Origin of the sequence: Lentilactobacillus kribbianus, from assembly GCF_013184075.1 — a bacterium.
Lineage (GTDB): Bacteria > Bacillota > Bacilli > Lactobacillales > Lactobacillaceae > Lentilactobacillus > Lentilactobacillus kribbianus.
The window spans coordinates 489,569-506,335 of record NZ_JABEQQ010000001.1 but is presented as its reverse complement, the minus strand read 5'-3'; the positions used below and the strand labels follow the sequence as shown (position 1 = coordinate 506,335).

General features: G+C 39.8%; 22 protein-coding genes and 1 pseudogene. 9 read left to right on the top strand and 14 right to left on the bottom strand.

The genetic code is table 11. The features are described 5' to 3' along the window. Positions 1-16 precede the first annotated feature (16 nt). The 5 genes from HII32_RS02670 to HII32_RS02650 are packed head-to-tail and all read right to left on the bottom strand — an operon-like array spanning position 17 to position 1,903. Positions 17-436, bottom strand: a complete 420-nt coding sequence (locus tag HII32_RS02670) for an Asp23/Gls24 family envelope stress response protein (protein ID WP_172188038.1) — start codon at positions 434-436, stop codon at positions 17-19. A 17-nt stretch (positions 437-453) separates the two neighbouring features. Beyond that, positions 454-873, bottom strand: coding sequence for an Asp23/Gls24 family envelope stress response protein (locus HII32_RS02665; RefSeq protein ID WP_172188036.1), 420 nt, complete (start codon positions 871-873; stop codon positions 454-456). 24 nt (positions 874-897) lie between these two features. Then, complete coding sequence (locus HII32_RS02660; RefSeq protein ID WP_172188034.1) at positions 898-1,080, bottom strand: DUF2273 domain-containing protein; 183 nt, start codon at positions 1,078-1,080, stop codon at positions 898-900. A 13-nt stretch (positions 1,081-1,093) separates the two neighbouring features. Further along, positions 1,094-1,639, bottom strand: a complete 546-nt coding sequence (gene amaP / locus HII32_RS02655) for an alkaline shock response membrane anchor protein AmaP (protein ID WP_172188032.1) — start codon at positions 1,637-1,639, stop codon at positions 1,094-1,096. 12 nt (positions 1,640-1,651) lie between these two features. Further along, positions 1,652-1,903, bottom strand: coding sequence for a GlsB/YeaQ/YmgE family stress response membrane protein (locus tag HII32_RS02650; RefSeq protein ID WP_172188030.1), 252 nt, complete (start codon positions 1,901-1,903; stop codon positions 1,652-1,654). A 217-nt stretch (positions 1,904-2,120) separates the two neighbouring features. Between HII32_RS02650 and HII32_RS02645 the strand changes: the two genes are divergently transcribed. Next, entirely contained in the window at positions 2,121-2,960 is an 840-nt protein-coding gene (locus HII32_RS02645) for an alpha/beta hydrolase fold domain-containing protein (protein WP_172188028.1), read from the top strand. 43 nt (positions 2,961-3,003) lie between these two features. Here the strand turns inward: HII32_RS02645 and HII32_RS02640 are convergent, their stop codons facing one another. Continuing rightward, entirely contained in the window at positions 3,004-3,660 is a 657-nt protein-coding gene (locus HII32_RS02640) for an ABC transporter ATP-binding protein (RefSeq protein ID WP_172188763.1), read from the bottom strand. 20 nt (positions 3,661-3,680) lie between these two features. Beyond that, a complete protein-coding gene (locus HII32_RS02635; RefSeq protein WP_172188026.1) occupies positions 3,681-5,048 on the bottom strand; it encodes an ABC transporter permease in 1,368 nt (455 codons plus the stop codon). Between the two features lie 180 nt (positions 5,049-5,228). Here HII32_RS02635 and arsC point away from each other — a divergent pair, with 180 nt between their 5' ends. The 3 genes from arsC (at position 5,229) to HII32_RS02620 (ending at position 6,617) form a co-directional block, all read left to right on the top strand. Next, a complete protein-coding gene (arsC, locus tag HII32_RS02630; protein ID WP_172188024.1) occupies positions 5,229-5,636 on the top strand; it encodes an arsenate reductase (thioredoxin) in 408 nt (135 codons plus the stop codon). Positions 5,637-5,711: 75 nt separating this feature from the next. Then, entirely contained in the window at positions 5,712-6,275 is a 564-nt protein-coding gene (locus HII32_RS02625; protein WP_172188022.1) for a cadmium resistance transporter, read from the top strand. A gap of 18 nt (positions 6,276-6,293) precedes the next feature. Then, positions 6,294-6,617 (top strand): ArsR/SmtB family transcription factor, encoded by a 324-nt coding sequence (locus HII32_RS02620; RefSeq protein ID WP_172188020.1) that lies wholly within the window; start codon positions 6,294-6,296, stop codon positions 6,615-6,617. Positions 6,618-6,650: 33 nt separating this feature from the next. On the opposite strand, the gene yaaA is transcribed toward HII32_RS02620, so the two are convergent. After that, positions 6,651-7,394, bottom strand: coding sequence for a peroxide stress protein YaaA (gene yaaA, locus HII32_RS02615; protein WP_172188018.1), 744 nt, complete (start codon positions 7,392-7,394; stop codon positions 6,651-6,653). Between the two features lie 54 nt (positions 7,395-7,448). After that, positions 7,449-8,207, bottom strand: coding sequence for a MerR family transcriptional regulator (locus HII32_RS02610; protein WP_172188016.1), 759 nt, complete (start codon positions 8,205-8,207; stop codon positions 7,449-7,451). A gap of 342 nt (positions 8,208-8,549) precedes the next feature. On the opposite strand from HII32_RS02610, the gene HII32_RS02605 reads away from it, so the two are divergent. The 3 genes from HII32_RS02605 to HII32_RS02595 are packed head-to-tail and all read left to right on the top strand — an operon-like array spanning position 8,550 to position 11,509. Next, positions 8,550-9,749 (top strand): quaternary amine ABC transporter ATP-binding protein, encoded by a 1,200-nt coding sequence (locus HII32_RS02605; RefSeq protein WP_172188014.1) that lies wholly within the window; start codon positions 8,550-8,552, stop codon positions 9,747-9,749. Continuing rightward, positions 9,742-10,593 carry an ABC transporter permease gene (locus HII32_RS02600; RefSeq protein WP_172188012.1) on the top strand — a complete coding sequence of 284 codons (852 nt, stop codon included), beginning with the start codon at positions 9,742-9,744 and terminating at the stop codon, positions 10,591-10,593. Before HII32_RS02605 ends, HII32_RS02600 begins: the two co-directional genes overlap by 8 nt. A gap of 10 nt (positions 10,594-10,603) precedes the next feature. After that, a complete protein-coding gene (locus HII32_RS02595; RefSeq protein WP_172188010.1) occupies positions 10,604-11,509 on the top strand; it encodes a glycine betaine ABC transporter substrate-binding protein in 906 nt (301 codons plus the stop codon). Positions 11,510-11,565: 56 nt separating this feature from the next. On the opposite strand, the gene HII32_RS02590 is transcribed toward HII32_RS02595, so the two are convergent. Then, positions 11,566-12,282, bottom strand: a complete 717-nt coding sequence (locus HII32_RS02590; RefSeq protein ID WP_172188008.1) for a sulfite exporter TauE/SafE family protein — start codon at positions 12,280-12,282, stop codon at positions 11,566-11,568. A gap of 118 nt (positions 12,283-12,400) precedes the next feature. Further along, positions 12,401-12,742, bottom strand: a pseudogene (locus HII32_RS02585) (C40 family peptidase); the annotation flags it as partial. Between the two features lie 441 nt (positions 12,743-13,183). Between HII32_RS02585 and HII32_RS02580 the strand changes: the two are divergent. After that, positions 13,184-13,822 (top strand): isochorismatase family protein, encoded by a 639-nt coding sequence (locus HII32_RS02580; RefSeq protein ID WP_246224799.1) that lies wholly within the window; start codon positions 13,184-13,186, stop codon positions 13,820-13,822. A 37-nt stretch (positions 13,823-13,859) separates the two neighbouring features. Here HII32_RS02580 and HII32_RS02575 read toward each other — a convergent pair whose 3' ends face one another. Both HII32_RS02575 and HII32_RS02570 read right to left on the bottom strand, forming a co-directional pair. Beyond that, positions 13,860-14,177, bottom strand: coding sequence for a winged helix-turn-helix transcriptional regulator (locus HII32_RS02575; RefSeq protein WP_172188006.1), 318 nt, complete (start codon positions 14,175-14,177; stop codon positions 13,860-13,862). A gap of 66 nt (positions 14,178-14,243) precedes the next feature. Further along, positions 14,244-15,359, bottom strand: coding sequence for a VanZ family protein (locus tag HII32_RS02570; protein ID WP_172188004.1), 1,116 nt, complete (start codon positions 15,357-15,359; stop codon positions 14,244-14,246). Between the two features lie 130 nt (positions 15,360-15,489). Between HII32_RS02570 and HII32_RS02565 the strand changes: the two genes are divergently transcribed. Next, on the top strand, positions 15,490-15,873 hold the full coding sequence (locus HII32_RS02565) for a DUF1093 domain-containing protein (protein ID WP_172188002.1): 384 nt from the start codon (positions 15,490-15,492) through the stop codon (positions 15,871-15,873). 151 nt (positions 15,874-16,024) lie between these two features. Here HII32_RS02565 and HII32_RS02560 read toward each other — a convergent pair whose 3' ends face one another. Then, positions 16,025-16,672: a nitroreductase gene (locus HII32_RS02560; RefSeq protein WP_172188000.1), complete on the bottom strand. Its 648-nt coding sequence runs from the start codon at positions 16,670-16,672 to the stop codon at positions 16,025-16,027. Between the last annotated feature and the right edge of the window lie 95 nt (positions 16,673-16,767).

Below are 16,767 nucleotides of genomic sequence, written 5' to 3'. Positions count from 1 at the left end.
TTGCCAGCACCTTTTTTTAATCATGTTTCTTACTTTTTTCTTTTTTAGGTGTTTGTTTTTGTTGCCATTCTTCCTTGGTTAAGAGATCTTTAACCTGTAATTTTACTTCAGTCACTTGGTAACCAGTCATTAATTTGACCGCGCTGGCAATTTTAGTAGTTAATTTATCTAAAATATCTTCAGCCCGTTTACCATATTCCAAAATGGCATTTAGTTCAATCGCAACCGTTTTTTGATCAGGGTCTAAGTCAATATCAACACCAGATTCGGGATTATCACCACTGGTGAAACGATCAGAAATATTATCTAAGAGGTTACCTTGTAAGCTCAAAATTCCATCGATTTCAGCAGCGGTTTTACCAGCAATTTTTTCTAAAACTTCATCATCAAAATAAATGACCTGTTCAGTGTTAGTTGGGTTAGTAGTTTTATCCATAATCGCGCTTCCTTTCATTATTCAACTTGGCTGTTATTTTCAATATTTGAATTAGGTTTGCCGGTGGCTTGTTCTTGCCATTCTTGTTTACTCATTACGTCATCTACCTCTACGGCCACTTCGATTACTTCTAGCCCGGTGAGTCGCTGAATATCTTGGGTAACTCGTTGACAAACTTGGTTAAAGATTTGCCGCATATCCTTACCGTATTCGACAGTAATGTTTAGGCTAATTGTGACCTGCTTTTCGCCGACTTGGGCGTTTACTCCTTGAGTCGGGTCGGAATCACTGCGGAAACGATTGCTGAGATTACTAAACATCCCGCCTTCCAGTGATAACACGCCATCAACATTGCGAGAAGCAATTCCGGCGATTTTTTTAATCACATCATCATTAAAAGTTAACTTAGTTTGCGGATTAGGGTGTTCTGTATTCATGGTTAATTTCTCCTTTAAATAAATTTACTTTGAAAGCAGTTGTTGAATCTTTTGTCCTAATGCCGCAAAATCAATTTTGATAAAGCGGCCAATGAGCCAGCCAATAATACCTAAAATAGCTACCAAAAGGGCCGCCAAGAAGCCTTGAAAGACCCATACGATGCCGAGGATTATACCTATTCCCGCACCAATTAAACCGTTATTCATCTCATCCACCCCCTCAAACCACGGTAACTCGTTTGTTCCGATTGAGCGGTGATAGTTGAGCGACTGGCTTCACCGCGGTGATATCTAAGCGATCTTGTAAATATTCACTCAAATATTGATTAATCGCCGTGGCTAAGTGCTCGATATTTTGTTCATCGTTAACGTTAGCGCGGACCTTGACTTTAGCTCGCTGGGACCGTAATAACTTAATGTCGACTTTGGGTTCCACTAGACCGAATTGTTCCACTAAGGCATATTGTAAATTTTTAGCTAAAATAGCTTCAGGAATTTCTAGTTTTCCGGTAGTGTTAGTAAGCACTAGTTTCTTTTGGGTAACGGGACGAAAAATACCCAGGAGCAGCAGGCTTAACCCGACTAAACCGATAAGCACTAAAATAACTAACCAAACATAGGGTAAGACCACTTGTTGACTGTTATCGATGGTGTGAGCCCAATCGGACAGCCCCGGAATGAAAAACCATAGACTAATTTGATAAAGGGCAAATCCCATTAACACTATGCCCACTAAGCCGAACAGGATTTTATTAACTAATCGCATGTTCGCACCACCTTATTTTTGGCTTGATCCTGCGATTAAAGAAACAATTATAACTAAAATAACCGCTCCTGCAATCGAAGGAATTAGTGCCATTCCGGCTAACTGTGGTCCCCAAGTACCCAGTAAGGCTTGTCCGAGCCAAGAACCAATCAAACCGGCAGCAATATTTGCAATCCAGCCCATTGAGCTACCCTTATTTGTAATAGCTCCAGCGATGACCCCAATGATTGCACCGACAATTAATGACCATATCCAACCGAACATATCAATCACTCCTTTTCTTTGAATTGCTAGTTATCTTGAATTACCTTTAGCATACTAAATCAGGTATAAATAAATCAAAAATAATGCCTATTAGGTCTTAATGATTATAATTAGGACGATTTTAATTATTATTAATAAGCGACTTACTGGTAAAAGATTAGAGATTGGCATAAAGTAAACCTAACGTTGATGAAATTTTAATTCAGGGGGGATTTTAATGACAATTAAGCAGAAATTGGATGTGGATTACGATCCACAAAATAACTTGAAATTAGATTATTATTGGGACGATAGTATTACGAATAAAGGGGCCATTATTGATATTCATGGTGGTGGCTGGTTTCGTGGTGACAAATTAAAAGACGCCGATTGGGCAACTCGATTAGCGGGGGAAGGCTACTTTGTGATAGTGCCTAATTATCGCATTGTGCCACAAGGCCATTATCCTGATCCGTTAGTGGACATGGAAAATGTTTATGAATGGTTACAATTTCACGCTAATCGGTTTGGATTTGATAAGAATAAAATTGGAGTCGTCGGTTCTTCTGTTGGGGGAAACATGGCCGTGGAACTAGCGATTAAATATGGGATTCCGGCAGTTTCTTTATCCGGGATTTTAGATATTGATGACTGGTTGGCCACGCATAAGGAAGTGGTCGCGCAACCAGATACTAAGCAAAATTTTAATGGGGCGAGTGCTACGATTAATCAAGATGGCTCTAATGATGCCTTTTACAAGTGGTTTATCATGAATTACTTTGATAATAGTGAAAGTGAAGAACTCTGGTTTAAAGCAACACCGTACCACCGCGTTAATGAAAAAACGGGTCCGATTTTTATGGCCAACTCTTTGAATGAATTTGTGCCAACGACCGGAGTGACTACAATGGTGGAGACGTTAAATCAATTTCAGATTCCGTCAGAAAGCCATTTTGTGGCTGGCACTAAGCATGCCAAAGGATATTTGGATGAAGTATTTGTGCAATCAATGTTGTTTTTGGATCGCTTCGTTGCTAACGATGAACTACAGCCTAAGGCGATTGATAATGGTATTTAAATAAAAAAGGAAACCTATTTAGGTTTCCTTTTTTTTATATATCTTACACTACGCTGAATTTGTGATTAACGAGCTGGATTTGTTGATCGCATTGTTTGGCAACATCTGGCTCATGGGTAACTAAGATGACACATTTACCCTGTTGATGGGCTAATTGTTGAAACTGCTTGATAATGGATTGGGTATTTTGCTCGTCTAAATTACCCGTTGGTTCATCAGCAACTACCAGCGGAGCATCGCAGGCCATCGTCCGCGCAATGGCCACTCGTTGCTGCTGACCACCGGAAAGATGTGTGACGTTTCTAGTAATATCTGCTTGAGCGATTCCCACGCTAGCTAAGATCTCGGTAGCATATTGTTTGTTACCTTGATGAGTGGAATTAGTAATCGCCATTGCGGTCATTAAATTGTTTAGTGGCGACATATACGTGAAAAGATTGTAAGCCTGAAAGACGACTGAAACGTCGTGACGGCGGTAGTTGGTGAGGCCAATCCGTTTAAGCGGCGTGCCTTCGTATAAAATATCTCCCGCCTTAGGTTGATCTAACCCAGCCAAAAGAGAGAGGAAGGTTGTTTTACCAGAACCGCTTTTGCCCACGATGGCATATAGTTTGCCGGGTTCGAATTGCAGGTTGACGTTTTGAAATAAGGGATTATCACTATTTTCGTACCAATAGGTTAAGTCTTTAGTGGTTAGCATTACTGTCATCTTGATTCCTCCTAATCGTCAATTAAGACTTTTTTCGGTTCGAGTCGCAAAATTCCAAATGAGCCGATTAAGACGGCGATAAACATAATGGAGAGACCAAAGCCGCCTAGTTCCATTAATTCAGTCGCGTTGACCTTAGTTTCTAATTTGGTTTTCGTTGCTTTCTGCTTTTGGGTTGCAGTAGGCGAACTACCCATTGGGCCGTGACCGCCAGCTGCACCGCCACGGTTGCCTCCGGGAGCCTCGCCACGACTACCAGGTTGGTTTCCAGTAGTTTGCGAACTGCTGGTTTGGGTAGTTTGGGCTGACGATACTAGTTGCTGGCCTAATTTATTCCCTACTAACTGGCCGCCAGCTCCCGCAATGACTAGCGAGACTACTAGTACGATTACTAATTCTGCAAAAAATTGTCCAATGATTTTGAGGCGTGATTCGCCTAGAGATAAGAGCACGCCAATTTCATACCGTCGCTCTCTAACCATCAAGATAACGATTAAAGCGAGGATAATCGTACCCGCTAAGGCTACTAACCACACGATCTTATTAGCAAAGCCACTAACGGTACTCATAGATTTTTTAACGGTTTGATAGCTGGCATCATCAGCAGTGTTGGCATATTTACTGCCTTTAACGGTATTAGCAAAAGTATAGGAAGTATAAATCGTGTTGGAAGGATCATTGCCCATCATGGTCGTTGATGAAATACTAGATGCCTTGTAAATCCCCACGATTTTAAGCTTGTAAGTCTTCTTACTATTACTTGGATTCTTAACCGTGATGGTATCGCCAACTTTAAGGTTATCTTGGGAGGCTAATTCACTTTCAATAACGGTATTATTGGTGCCTGCATCAGCCGTCGTTAGGCCGCGACCAGAGGTGATTTTACTACTTTTAGATTGAAAACTACTTACTAAATTAGTGCTGGAAACCCCGGTAACTGTGATATCACCATTGGTAGAACTGCCGGAACCACCCATCTTGTTACCCATCGGACTGGCCGACGTAGTGGAAACCGCATCAAAGGATTTGGCGTTCACCGAACTATTCACGGTAACGTTATAATCCGAAATATTCTTATTTTGGGCAATTTTTTTAGCATCACTTAGTTTCACTGGCGTCATCGTTAGCTTAGGCCGGCTACTACTACTTGAGCTAGTTGCTGATGCTTGCATTTTTTTAAAAGCTTTTTCCCGGTTCGCTGACAACGTGAGGGTGGAACCGACACTTCGCTTAGCCTGTTCCGTTGCTTTATTAGCAGCGTTACTAATTAATAAACCAGCCAGCACAAATATTAAGATGGCCGAGGTGACCAAAGTTAGTAAGGCCGTCCGCCCCCATTTGGCACTGGTATTTAACCACGCCCGTTTAATAAAATTCATATGTACACAACCTTTACTCAAATTTTTTAGAAGATGAGTTAAGCCTACGGGAAGGAACTTTAACGGGTCTTAAAGAAAAGCTAAAATAAACATAAATTAGGGATAATGTAAAATTAATTGCCTATTTTACTAAGAACTATCATACTAGTAGCACTTATACCACTCACAAGGAGAGCAAACATGAAGCAAATTTATTTTCTTTGCACCGGTAATTCTTGTCGCAGTCAAATGGCAGAGGGCTTTGCTAAGCAAATTTTAGGATCGCAGTGGCAGGTAGCCAGCGCGGGTATTGAAACGCACGGACTCAATCCACTAGCGGTGCAGGTGATGCAAGAGGTAGGCCTTGATATTTCCCAGCAACAATCACAGTTGATTGATCAGCAGTATTTAAATAGCTGTGATATAGTGGTTACTTTGTGTGGGGATGCACGGGATCGGTGCCCAGTCACACCGCCCGCCGTTCGAAAAATCCATTGGCCCTTACCTGATCCGGCCTTAGCAGCCGGCACGGTCGCTGAAAAATTAGTTGTCTTTCGCCAGGTCCGTGATGAGATTGAACAACGAATTTTGGCTTTAGCCCTTCAATAAGAGGGTTGCCCTTTTTAGCGAGACGAAGTATGCTCTATATATTCCGTGAACAGAATATATAGAGAGGATGATGGGATGAATTGGAGTTTAATATTAATTACTTTTATCGGAGTTAACTTGGATTTTTTCTTTATTTTATTATTTTTACTGAAAAAGTACGAACTTAAAAAAGTAATGGTGGGCTACATTATGGGTATTACACTATTAGTTGGTCTTAGCTTTTTTGCGGGCCAACTTTTAGCGTTATTTTTACCAGAATGGTTACTGGGTATCCTCGGTATTTTACCCATTTACATGGCATTTAAAGACGATCCGGATGATATTAGCAACAACCAACATCATGCACCAATTATGGCCACTTTTATTACTTATTTATCCGTTTGTGCGGGTTGTAATCTCTCCATCTTTTTACCGATTTTGACCGGGCTAACCCTTAGCCAATTTTTGTTAGTCTTATTATTTTTAATCGGGCTCTCCATCGTTATTGTGGTTATAATTAAGCTAATTGGCAATATTCCAGTAGTTCAAACAATAATGAATCGCTATGGTGAAATGGGGACTAAAATAGTTTATGTGGCGATTGGCTTATATGTTTTTTGGGACAGTGGCTTTCTTAACCACATCCTTGCATGGATATAATAAGGTGAGGTAATCATTATGACTAATAAAGCGGCCTTGATTGCTGAAGCGGCCCAGATATATCGGGTGTTAGGCAATAGTATTCGAATTGATATTTTATATTTTTTACGGGAACAAACGGACTACGTGACCGTTTCGACAATTATCGCGGCAATGAGCCTCCCCCAATCAGTGGTGTCTAAACATCTGGGGGTGTTATTTCGCTACCAGTTAGTTGCTAAAAAACGAGTAGGCACCCGCATCTTATATCGGTTGGATGATCCCCATATTGTGGAGCTGGTTGACGATATGATGAATCATGTTAAACATGAAATTAAAGGTGAACCTCATGTGAATGCATAATATTAAATAGGACAACGCTATAAAAGCGTTGTCCTATTTTTGAATAAACACTAATTTAGTGGGCGTCGACAAAGGCGCTTGGAACTGGTAATTCAAGTGATCAAATTGTTTTAATTCGGTAAGCGTTTGGACGTTATTTTCTGCCAAATACCGCACCATTTCCCCCCGCGCCATTTTAGCTAAAGTTGCCTTAGTTTTGACTTTTCCCTCGATTAACTGTCCAAAAATGATATCAATAAAGACTTCATTTGGTTGTAGATATGGTCGAATAGTTTTGGCGTATTCGTTAGAAGCGAGGTCAATCACGGGTTCATTATTAATTGCTAAAGCGGTATAAATCTTGTTACCCCAAAACTGGTATAAGTTCGTAGTCTGGCCTAGCTGTAATGGTGCCTGCATTTCTAGCCGATATGCCGTGATTCCGTCAAATGGCCGTAAGCTACCGTAAAATCCAGATAGAATTCGTAGATTGCTTTTAACATACTCTAAGGCTGCGGTTGTGAATAAATCGGGAGCCATGTATTGATACTGTAAGCCAGTAAAGGCCATGATGGCGGGCGTTAAATCCGTGGTTAAATTCATTTTTAGGAGTCGTTGATAATTGGCAGTCGCTAACTGATCACTACAATGCCAAAGGGCTTTAAGCTCGGTAAAAGTTAATTGACGTAATCGAGCTAATAATTGGCTAGCTTCACTTAAATAAAGGGGCGTCGTTTCGGCTACAAAGTTATCGGTATCAACGATCATTTTTTTGGCGGGCGCAATGATAATTTTCATGATTACTAGTCTCGTTTCTAGAAATTGATACCAACATTTTAACATAGTACCCGGCTATTTAGTGGCGGCGTAAATATTATTGCACAACAACTGAGTGGCACCACTACCGGCACGATCATCGTAATAACGAGTAAACCGTTCGTCGGCCAAGTACATATCAGCTAATCCCCGATGAGCAGCGCTAGAATAGTTGGACCACGTATAGGTTAGCCATTGTTTGTGCAACTGAAAAATAGTGGTTTGATTTTCAGCACTGGTGGTGGGATGGGCCACAGTGGCTTTCAATAATTCAATTAATTGATTTTCCGTTTTTTGTATGGCCGCAAACTGTTCTTCATTTAATTGGGCGTATTTTTGATTGGTGGCCGTAATAGTTGCTTCACCATATTTATCACGAACTTCGGCTCCAAATTGCTCTTCGTTTTCGGCTAGTTGTTGTTGCTTAAAAATTTCAAATTGTTCTTGGTCTGTCATTTGACTTACTCCTTGATTAATTAAAATTTGTTGTTGGACGGTTTCGATAGTTAACTGCAGTTGTTGAGCTTGGTGTTGTAAGTGAAGTAACTGTTGATTGAGATCGGCAGTCAACTGGTCTGGCTTTTTCGTTAAAATTGTCGCGATATCCGCCAATGAAAAATCTAAAGCGCGGTAGGTCATGATTTGGCGTAACCGCTGCACCTGCTTTGGGCCATAAAGTCGGTAACCGGCCTCGCTAATAGTAGCTGGTTTAAGTAAATTAATTTGATCGTAATAGCGCAACGTCCGCGTACTGATTCCCACCAAATCGGATAATTGTTTAATGGTATACTGCATGTTTGCACCTCCTAATTAAGAATATAAGGGTTGCCGTGGCGTCAAGGTCAAGAACTTGTTTTTGTGAATTAACTATAAAAGGATTGATTGAAAATGTAAATCGAAGAGAAACGTTGATAGTAACAATTTTCGGTTGATTTTTAAAGAGTGAGATATTTATAAAATTCGAATTTAATTGTGAAAAGGTATACTTTTATAATCAAAAAGACTGATTTTACAACATATTTTATTTATGTTAGGGTAGTATATACGTTTTAAAAAAAGAGAACTTATCTAATTGGATGAGTTCTTTTTTGTATATTGGTCTCAAGGGCCAAATTTATAACTTAAGGAGGTTGTTGCTTGACTACTAAAGTAGAGGTTAAGAACTTAACTAAAATTTTTGGAAAACGGGTCAATAAGGCCAAGAAACTCCTCACGGATGGAGCTAGTAAAGCAGATATTTTGAAGGAAACTGGAGCTACGATCGGAGTTGATCGAGCCAATTTTACGGTGGAAGACGGAGAAATATTTGTGATTATGGGCCTTTCTGGTAGTGGTAAATCCACTACGATTAGAATGATAAATCGACTAATTGACCCCACTAATGGTCAAGTCATTTTGGACGGCAAGGACGTAATGACTATGAACAAAGATGAACTAAGAAATATGCGTCGTCATAAAATGAGTATGGTGTTTCAAAATTTTGCGTTATTACCAAATCGAACGGTCTTAGAAAATGCTGAATATGGCTTGGAAATTCAAGGAATGGATAAAACTGATCGCCAACAAAAAGCCGCTAAAGCTCTCGAAATGGTGGGCTTAACCGGCTACAACGATCAATATCCCACTCAACTTTCTGGGGGAATGCAGCAGCGAGTTGGGCTGGCTAGAGCATTGGCTAATGATCCAGAAATCTTATTGATGGATGAGGCTTTTTCTGCGTTAGATCCCCTTAACAGAAAAGAAATGCAAAATGAATTATTAGATTTACAAGAAAATATGCAAAAAACCATTATTTTTATTTCTCATGATCTTAATGAGGCATTGAGAATTGGGGATCATATTATGATTATGCGTGATGGTGAGATTGTGCAAATTGGGTCGCCAGAAGATATTTTGACACATCCAGCTAATGACTATGTCGAACGCTTTATTGAAGACGTTGATCGAAGTAAAGTGCTGACTGCCAGCAAGGTTATGATTAGACCAGTTACGGTAAATATTGAAAAGGATGGTCCGCGTCTAGCATTACGGCGGATGCGAGAAAATGAAATCTCCAGTCTTTACGTGATTGATAATAAGCATCAAATGGTGGGCTTAATTGATTCAGCTGATGTAATTCAATTGATTAAAGATAATAATCGTTCTTTGACGGGGATTCTTAGGCATGATGTTCCAACCGTTGCACTAGATACACCACTAAAAGATATGATGGACGAAGCATCACATTCTCCAATTCCAATTGCGGTATTGGATGATAAAAAACGACTACGAGGTATTATTATTCGTGGTGCGATTTTAGATGCATTAAACGGTAATGGAGGTGTAGACTATGTTTAATTTACCTAAGTTGCCACTTGCAAAATGGGTTAATGAATTTGTTAATTGGTTAACTCAATTTGAAGGTTTCTTTCAAGGAATCACTAATTTCTTAAATGCCATTATTAATTCATTTCAATGGTTATTTGATTTATTACCAGCATGGTTATTTGTGGTAATAATTGTGGCTATTACTTTGTATGCTAACCGCAATAAACAAAAATGGAGTTTAATAATTTTAGAAGTGCTGGGATTTTGGTATATTGCCAATCAAGGATATTGGCGAGATATGACTCAAACCCTTACGTTAGTACTAACTTCTAGTTTAATTGCGATTGTAATTGGAATTCCGTTAGGGATTTGGATGGCTAAAAGCAATAAAGTTAAAACGATTGTCAATCCGATTTTAGATTTTATGCAGACAATGCCAGCCTTTGTTTATTTGATTCCTGCGGTTGCATTCTTTGGAATTGGGATGGCTCCAGGAGTAGTTGCATCAGTTATTTTTGCGATGCCTCCAACTGTAAGAATGACTAACTTGGGAATTCGTCAAGTGCCAGAAGACCTGATAGAAGCTGCCAATTCATTTGGCTCTACTAGTTGGCAGACGCTGACTCAAGTGCAACTACCAATTGCTAAGTCTACTATTATGGCTGGGGTCAATCAAAGTATGATGTTATCTCTATCTATGGTAGTAATTGCCTCAATGATTGGGGCAATGGGATTGGGTACTCAAGTGTACTTTGCCGTAGGACGTAATGATGCTGGTAGTGGTTTTACCGCTGGTTTTGCTATTGTTGTGTTGGCAATTATTCTTGACCGGGTAACGCAAGCCTTCAATAAATCTCAGAGCAAAAATAAATAGGAGGACGAGCGTGAAAAAGAAATTGACCTTTTTATTACCAGTCGTTTTAACGTTAGTCCTTCTGCTGAGTGGTTGTAGCACTGAAGCTCCTAAGTATAATGCTAAGCAAAAGTTGGGATCTCAAATTAATTACACCATTACGGGAATTGATGCAGGTGCTGGCATCATGGCCTCTACTCAAACAGCATTAACTCAATACGGACTGGCTCAAAATAACTGGCAATTACAAACTAGTTCGACAGCTGCAATGACTAGTACTTTGGATAAAGCTATTAAGCACCAACAACCAATTGTGATTACCGGGTGGCAACCACACTGGATGTTTACTAAATATCCAATCAAATTTTTAAAAGATCCCAAGCAAGTTTATGGTAAAACTGAAAGTATTCATACTATTGTGCGTAAAGGATTACAAAAGGATCAACCACAAGCTTATGAAATGTTGGATCGCTTTAACTGGACGCCAGCAGAAATGTCTCAAGTAATGATGCAAATTAATAACGGTAAAGATCCACAAAAAGCAGCTCAAGAGTGGCTTAAAGCTAATCCGGATAAGGTTCATACTTGGACCAAAGGAATTAGCAAAGTAACTGGAAAAACAACTATTAAACTAACTTATGTAGCTTGGGATTCCGAAATTGCTTCAACTAATGTAGTAGCGGAAGTTCTTCGTGGCTTAGGCTATAATGTCACTACCCAAGCGATGGAAATGCAACCAATGTGGGCTTCCATTGCTACCAATGTTGCCGATGCTCAAGTGGCAGCTTGGTTACCGACTACGTCCGCCAAGTATTATCATGACTATCAAGGTAAGTTTGTCGATTTGGGTCCTAATTTAAAGGGGGCACGAGTCGGCTTAGCAGTACCTAAGTATATGACTAATATTAATTCGATTGAAGATTTGAAGAACAAATAAAAAAGGAATACAATCAAAGCTATTTATAGGCTTTGATTGTATTCCTTTTTTAGTATTTAGAAGAAAAGATAATATATTCCGCTCAGTCCAATAAAACCATAAATCAGGGGTTTTAATGTTTCTAAGTTCCATCGAGTTGATAGCCGAGTAGCTACGATAGTTCCCAACGTAGCCGCAATCATCCCAACAATGATTGCTGGGACTTCAGTCGTACCTAAGATACCGTTAAAGACTCGAATGGCAGTGATATAAATAGCATCAATTAAGAAAAATCCTTGAATATTACCCAAATAATCCGGCATGGATTTAGATAATGATAAGAAATAAAGCGCCATTAAGGGGCCACCAATACCAAAAAGACCGTTAAAAAAACCGGAAATAATCATGAAAATTAGAGAAATCCATAAAGGATATTTTTGACTGCCAGCAGTTTTGGAAAAGGTAAAGTAAAGGCATAATGCTACCAGTAACCCTCCTAGCATTAAGCGCAAAACATGGGTATCTAACACGCTACTAAGATGAACGGACCAAGTGGCAACGGCTGCGTAAACGATAAACGGTGGCAGTACTCGTTTGAGCTTAAATTCGTGACGATAACGAATAGTGAGGGTTAACACACTGCTGAACATAATGACGCCACCGATTCCGGCTGCTTGAGTCATTGGTAAAATAGATGGTAAAAAAATCATCATGATGATGACGGAACCAAAACCAGTGAGACCTTGAACTAGGGCGCCTAAAAAAGCGGCAATAATGAGGATGAACCAGGTCATGAATGAATCTCCTTACGAGTTTAATTGATTATAAAGTTACATAATATGATAGTTATTATCTTATCACATTTAAATTTAACCACAAAAAAAGTCGGTCATAACCGACTTTTACAATTAATTATTTAACTTGGCCAGCAAAGCTTGGCATGAAGGCAGCATTGATGGTTTCTACTTCTACATTTTGACCTGGTTGTGGTGCGGCCACATATTGGTTGTTACCAATGTAAATGGCGACGTGATATGAAGCGCCCTTGCTACCCCAGAATAATAAATCACCAGGTTGAGCTTGGCTAACACTCTTGTAAGTCACTTGGCTTTCTTGGGCAACGGTATTATGAGCTAGGTTAATGCCCGCCGCATGTTGGTAAACGTAAGCAGTTAAACCAGAACAATCCATGCCACTTAAGCTGGCTCCGCCCCAAACATAAGGGATGTTCATGTTAGCCAATTTTTTAGCATAACTGACAACCCCGCTAGTAGCATCAGTTTGGTTAGTAGTGGTTGAGTTTGCATAATTGTAGTTATAGGTTTGAGTAGTTGCTTGACCATTATAGTTAGTGTAAGTATCGGCACTGGCTGTATCAGTAGTAGCGATAGTGGCGCCCATCAAGCCCATAGTTGCTAGTAAAGTTAATCGTAATGAAAGTTTCAAAATTAATTCCTCATTTCTCAAATTTATATGCTTATCTTACGGCATCAATGTTACGAAGCAGTTTTGCTGAATTTACAACTTTGAGGCGAATGTTTCGTTTAGAGTAATGTGTGCCATATTTGTCATTTAGGATAAGGGGCATTAGTTAATATCGTTTAGTAAGTCGCTTTCGTTGACTTTAACTGCCGGCCAATTTATTCTGTGAGTGTTCCATAGATTACATATAAATATTTTAGGGGGAATTTATTTATGCCACTGATTAAGCCAAATAGTATGAAGTTACGGGATTCTAAGGAAGATAATTTAATTGATCCAGAAAATTCAGTGATTGCGGTAATTGATTATCAACCAACGCAGTTGCTCACCCAAGAATCAGCTAACACTGCCAAAATCATGCGCAACGTCGTTGATTTGGTAGAATTAGGAAAACTATACAACGTACCCGTGATTGCTTCGACAGTTAACGTTACTTCTGGTGGGAATGAACCATCATTTCCAGCTTTAAGAGAAGCTTTTGGTGACATTAACGTTTATGATCGGATGTCTATTAATGCTTGGGAAGACAAAAACTTTTACGATGCCGTTCATGCTACCGGCCGTAAAAAATTAATCATTGCGGCCCTTTGGACAGAAGCCTGCCTTTCATTTCCGACTTTGGATGCGTTAAAAGAAGGCTATGAAGTGTATCCCGTGCTAGATTGTGTGGCCGGTTCGTCAGTTGATGCGCACAATGCAGCGATTATGCGGATGCAAGTTAAGGGAGCCCAAATGACTTCCATTCCGCAACTAGCTTGTGAATTTCAACGTAATTACGATATTAATAAAGCCACCGTACCGGGATATTCTAAGATTTTATTGGACGCTGGTTCGTTTTTAAAAGTTAGATAAATAATAAAAAGATTAAGTCTTTAGACTTAATCTTTTTTTATAAGCTCCAACGGCCGCTTAGTTGATTTAATTCATGATGGCCCAATACCGTGATTTGGCGGAGTAACTCTTGGGCTTTTAGGCCCGCCGCGGTTAATTGATATTGGTAATGGTCGTTAGCCGCCACCAAGCCCATTTGTTCTAATTCCACCAAGGTCGTAAGCAGGTGCAGTGTGGAGAGGCCACGGACTTGGTTTCTAATGGTCATAAAATCAATGTGAGTGGACTGAAGTTGAATCAACAAGACTGCATACCAGCGCTGGGCTAAGATTTTAAGTCCGACTTTAGTATCGAAATTAAGATCACGCATCACCATTTACCGTCACTTCCTATTAATAAAGTAGTTTTAAAATACCACTACTACTTACTTTTTACAAGCTAATTAATAACCAATTTCTTTGGTGTGAGTGAGATATTCATAAAATATCCGTCGTTTTTTATTAATAATTAAAATCACGGCATTGATGAAAAATAAGCCTAAAACTAGGATTGCGATAATAAAAATCAGGAGGTAAAAGACCCGATATTGCTGGTGAGCTGCTGTGAAATGTTGGTAGATGGTTGGCATAAGGTAATGAAGATTAGCTAACCCCAAGCCATGTAACCATATTTGGCGACTAATGAGCGCTGGTAACTTAATGGGAGTTTCATCGGCGTTGACTAACTTAATTTTGACTAACCGTTTCCCCAGGGTGGCTCCCTGCCAGTAATAAGGTAAGGCGATAAAATAAAGACTGACCCCCACGATAAAACTACTCAAGTTAGTCAGGCCCCAATTAGGATTCAGGAGGGCTAGCAGATCAAAGCCCAGATTGAAAATAAGCAAATCCACCGTCAAAGCGGTCAGTCGGCGCCAAAAGCTGGCGGTATCGCGATCGTTTCTTTCTAATTGATTTAATTGATCAATAGAAGGAAATAATTTAGTTAGCATTGGTTCGAGCAGGTAACCGAAAACGCCCCCGCTGGTATTTAAAATTAAATCATCAACGTCAAACAAGCGATAAGGACGGGGATAGATGAAATAAAGGCCACTTAGTTGAGTTAATTCAAAAAAGAGGGAAAGTAAAAAACTAGCTAAAATAATTTTTGGCAAGGACCATTTAGTCAAATAACGTAGATAAACGCCCAAAGGAATTGTTAAAACGAGGTTAAAGAACGGTTGAATAAAGGCATTTTGCTTGAAGGCAGTTAAATAAGTGCTGAATTCTAGCGGGCGCCAGCTGGTGTGAGTAATAAAGTAGTGGAGCGCGTTAAAGGGGACTAGTTGGCACCAAGGGGTACGCAAATGCGCGACAAAATTTTTATCGGGCAGTGGTAGAATAATTAAAAAATAAGCACATAATAAATAAAAGATGAAGCTAAAAACGATGAGTAGTTTAAATTTAGAAATGGAACCATAAACATGATATTGCCAAGCAGCATACGGAATACTTAATAAAAAGGCCGCAAGCGGGAACAAAATAATTGCAGTGATGACGGGCATAAGATAAAAGCTCATGATAACCTCCGAAGAATGATCTTGGCACTTATTATACCATTATGAACTATTTTTAATTTTGGAAGTTCTTTTGCTAAGACTCCAGAAAAATGTATGCTACAATTATTTTTAAAGATGGAGGGTTAAAATTATGAAAAAAATTATTTCGCTTATTGCACTTTTAATATTAGCTGTTGGTGGTTACTTTGGCTGGCAGTATTATACCCAAACTTATCAAGGACATCCCGCCTATGCGGTAATTCCTAATCAAGTACCTAAGCGCGAAGCCACGGTCGATGATAATGGTAAGAAGGTTGCTGATTCCTATTCCTATTCTTATAAGCTGCATTTTGTGCGAACAGATGGTAAAACCGAAACCCTACCATACGAAGTGATGGGATCTGATCCTAAGCCATTTACCCCTAATGCAACGGTAAAGGCAGAAATTTCAGACAAGCGCGTGGTCAAGGGCCCTAATTACGTAAGTAAAGATAAGGTACCGGATGCAGTGAAGGACAAATTAAATCAAAAATAATCAGAGAAAGGTCGATGAGCAGTAATCGACCTTTTTTTGTTTGCCAAATTTATGAGAGGGATATTATGGCTGGTAATGATTTACCATAAGCAAGTATTAGATACCATAAAAGAACCAGTCATTAGCCCAAGAGCTAGTCACTGGTTCTTTTTTATTGACCACTAATTTGTAAAATATCAGCTAATGGTTCCCGCTGAGTCTGAAATTTGTTTACCTTAGAGTTGGTGGCATACCCCAGACCAATGCCAATCAATAGCGATTCATCAGCTGGTATCGCAAACTGTTCGCGCACCTCGGCCGGAAACCGGATGAATTCATAGGCAGTGACTGAATCTACGCCGTGATTATAAGCGGCTAAGACGAGGCTGTTACCAAAGCCTCCAGCATCATAAACGGAATAACTCGAAGCATCTTTAGGGATAGTGATGTATAAAATGGCTGGAGCATCAAATAATTGGCCTTGGGCTTGCATAAAATCGTCCACATCAGGGGCACTTAATTGAGACTTGAGGTCTTGACTCCACTGATCCATATTGGCTTGGGGATGAGCGGCCCATTCTTTGGGTGGGACCACTTCTGTCCAACTCTTGTCATGAGCTTGGGCGTGAGCGGCGTGACTGTTTCTGATCTTAGCAGCTGTTTGCCCCACGGCTAAGTATAATTTCCAGGGTTGGGTATTTTCCCAAGAAGGGCTCCGTTGGGCTTCAGTGATGATGGTCTTTAATAAATCCAAGGGTACAGGTTGGTTGGTAAAGCGCCGGGTAGAATGTCGTTGAGTTAATAAATCAGTGGGTTGCATTAGAGAACCTCCTCTTATCTTTAATAACTATTTGTAAGTGTAATTTTAACGCGTGGAAAAATAAAAACAAGCAGGGGTGTTAACTACTATTTAAT

What these genes read in the sequence shown, in the direction of transcription:
- HII32_RS02670 (WP_172188038.1), bottom strand. Translation starts at nt 436, where the DNA reads ATGGATAAAACTACTAACCCAACTAACACTGAACAGGTCATTTATTTT.
- HII32_RS02665 (WP_172188036.1), bottom strand. Translation starts at nt 873, where the DNA reads ATGAATACAGAACACCCTAATCCGCAAACTAAGTTAACTTTTAATGAT.
- HII32_RS02660 (WP_172188034.1), bottom strand. Translation starts at nt 1,080, where the DNA reads ATGAATAACGGTTTAATTGGTGCGGGAATAGGTATAATCCTCGGCATC.
- amaP (WP_172188032.1), bottom strand. Translation starts at nt 1,639, where the DNA reads ATGCGATTAGTTAATAAAATCCTGTTCGGCTTAGTGGGCATAGTGTTA.
- HII32_RS02650 (WP_172188030.1), bottom strand. Translation starts at nt 1,903, where the DNA reads ATGTTCGGTTGGATATGGTCATTAATTGTCGGTGCAATCATTGGGGTC.
- HII32_RS02645 (WP_172188028.1), top strand. Translation starts at nt 2,121, where the DNA reads ATGACAATTAAGCAGAAATTGGATGTGGATTACGATCCACAAAATAAC.
- HII32_RS02640 (WP_172188763.1), bottom strand. Translation starts at nt 3,660, where the DNA reads ATGCTAACCACTAAAGACTTAACCTATTGGTACGAAAATAGTGATAAT.
- HII32_RS02635 (WP_172188026.1), bottom strand. Translation starts at nt 5,048, where the DNA reads ATGAATTTTATTAAACGGGCGTGGTTAAATACCAGTGCCAAATGGGGG.
- arsC (WP_172188024.1), top strand. Translation starts at nt 5,229, where the DNA reads ATGAAGCAAATTTATTTTCTTTGCACCGGTAATTCTTGTCGCAGTCAA.
- HII32_RS02625 (WP_172188022.1), top strand. Translation starts at nt 5,712, where the DNA reads ATGAATTGGAGTTTAATATTAATTACTTTTATCGGAGTTAACTTGGAT.
- HII32_RS02620 (WP_172188020.1), top strand. Translation starts at nt 6,294, where the DNA reads ATGACTAATAAAGCGGCCTTGATTGCTGAAGCGGCCCAGATATATCGG.
- yaaA (WP_172188018.1), bottom strand. Translation starts at nt 7,394, where the DNA reads ATGAAAATTATCATTGCGCCCGCCAAAAAAATGATCGTTGATACCGAT.
- HII32_RS02610 (WP_172188016.1), bottom strand. Translation starts at nt 8,207, where the DNA reads ATGCAGTATACCATTAAACAATTATCCGATTTGGTGGGAATCAGTACG.
- HII32_RS02600 (WP_172188012.1), top strand. Translation starts at nt 9,742, where the DNA reads ATGTTTAATTTACCTAAGTTGCCACTTGCAAAATGGGTTAATGAATTT.
- HII32_RS02590 (WP_172188008.1), bottom strand. Translation starts at nt 12,282, where the DNA reads ATGACCTGGTTCATCCTCATTATTGCCGCTTTTTTAGGCGCCCTAGTT.
- HII32_RS02580 (WP_246224799.1), top strand. Translation starts at nt 13,184, where the DNA reads ATGCCACTGATTAAGCCAAATAGTATGAAGTTACGGGATTCTAAGGAA.
- HII32_RS02575 (WP_172188006.1), bottom strand. Translation starts at nt 14,177, where the DNA reads ATGGTGATGCGTGATCTTAATTTCGATACTAAAGTCGGACTTAAAATC.
- HII32_RS02570 (WP_172188004.1), bottom strand. Translation starts at nt 15,359, where the DNA reads ATGAGCTTTTATCTTATGCCCGTCATCACTGCAATTATTTTGTTCCCG.
- HII32_RS02565 (WP_172188002.1), top strand. Translation starts at nt 15,490, where the DNA reads ATGAAAAAAATTATTTCGCTTATTGCACTTTTAATATTAGCTGTTGGT.
- HII32_RS02560 (WP_172188000.1), bottom strand. Translation starts at nt 16,672, where the DNA reads ATGCAACCCACTGATTTATTAACTCAACGACATTCTACCCGGCGCTTT.